Raw genomic sequence first — 1,372 nt, 5'->3', positions numbered from 1 at the left:
GTGGACTTGTTGATTTTTTAATAGAGGGTTTCTCATAAACCATATTCATTATTTGTTGGTATAAATATACACTCTTTTTCGTATTGATTAAAAAAAATTATGCGCTAAGTTTCTGCAACCGGTAGGCAACCGGGCTCATGTACCCCAGGCTGCTGTGCAAACGCTTGCGGTTGTAGAACAGTTCGATGTACTTGAAGATGTCCTCCCGGACCTCGTCCATGCCTGCGTAGGTTCGACGATAGATCAACTCCTTCTTCAAGCTGGCGAAGAAGCTCTCCATCGCGGCGTTGTCGTACGGGCAGCCCGGCGCGCTCATAGAAGGCTCTATGCCAAAGTCATTAAGCATATTGCGATACCCGCGGCTGCTGTACTGCGTGCCGCGATCCGAGTGGAAAACGAGGTTCTCGTGCTTGCCGCGGTTAACCACGGCGTTGCCAAGGGCTTCCTTCACCAGTTCTGTATCGATATTCTTGCTGATGGCATACCCGATGACTTCCTTGTTGAATAAATCCAGGACCACGGCCAGGTAAACCCAGCCGAGGTTAGTACGGATATACGTGATATCGCCACACCAGTACTGGTTCAGGCCGAACGGTGCGAAATTACGTTGTAGCAAGTTCTGCGCATACATCCCGTCGCTCTTGCCCGGCCTGTAAGGCTTGAACTTCTTCACCACGACGGAGTAGAGGCCGTTCTCGCGCATGATACGGCGTAGTTTGTACTCGTTGATGTCTACGGAACGGTCGTTCAGTTCCCTCAGGAGCTTTGTGCAGCCGTAGATGCAGAAGTATTCCTCGAATACGCTGCGGACCGTCTGCACGAGGGCGGCTTCACGCTGCCGCCTTTGATTTCTCTTGGATTCTTGCCTTGACCACTGATAGTAGGAACACTGAGGCATTCCTAGCGCCTTGCACATCTTCCTCACTGAATACTCCTGGCGTAGCTTGTGAATGGCCTCGCATTTCAGCCTTGTGGTCGCATAAAGATGTGCAGGGATTTTTTTAGGATTTCGACGGTTTCCCTTTCTTCGGCAAGTTCCTTTTCACGTTGTTTAAGTTTCCGTTCCAATTCACGGTTCTTTGTCGCAAGTTCTTCAATGGAGACTCTCTTGAGGCGGCGTTCTTCCTCGTAAGAAGGCAAATTGTTCTGCCTTCGGTAATCCTGGACCCACCTGCACACGGTATTTGCTGTGACACCGATATCCTTGGCAATCTTGGTCGCGGATTTTTCGCCTTTCAGGACGAGTTTGACCGTTTGCAGCTTCATTTCTTCATTGTAATGGACTCTAGACATTGTTTTTTCCTCGATTCTGGAATTTAACAATGAATATGAAAGCATGATTTACCCTCTTATTAAATCACGCCATAGTCCA

General features: G+C 48.8%; 2 protein-coding genes. Both read right to left on the bottom strand.

The genetic code is table 11. The features are described 5' to 3' along the window. Positions 1–97: 97 nt before the first annotated feature. Positions 98–925, bottom strand: coding sequence for an IS3 family transposase (locus tag BUB59_RS14885; RefSeq protein WP_234980086.1), 828 nt, complete (start codon positions 923–925; stop codon positions 98–100). 38 nt (positions 926–963) lie between these two features. Further along, positions 964–1,293, bottom strand: coding sequence for a helix-turn-helix domain-containing protein (locus BUB59_RS14880; RefSeq protein WP_073231431.1), 330 nt, complete (start codon positions 1,291–1,293; stop codon positions 964–966). Between the last annotated feature and the right edge of the window lie 79 nt (positions 1,294–1,372).

The organism is Fibrobacter sp. UWEL, assembly GCF_900142535.1.
Taxonomy (GTDB): domain Bacteria; phylum Fibrobacterota; class Fibrobacteria; order Fibrobacterales; family Fibrobacteraceae; genus Fibrobacter.
The sequence above is the reverse complement of the archived record's forward strand: the minus strand, read 5'-3'. Positions and strand labels throughout refer to the sequence as shown.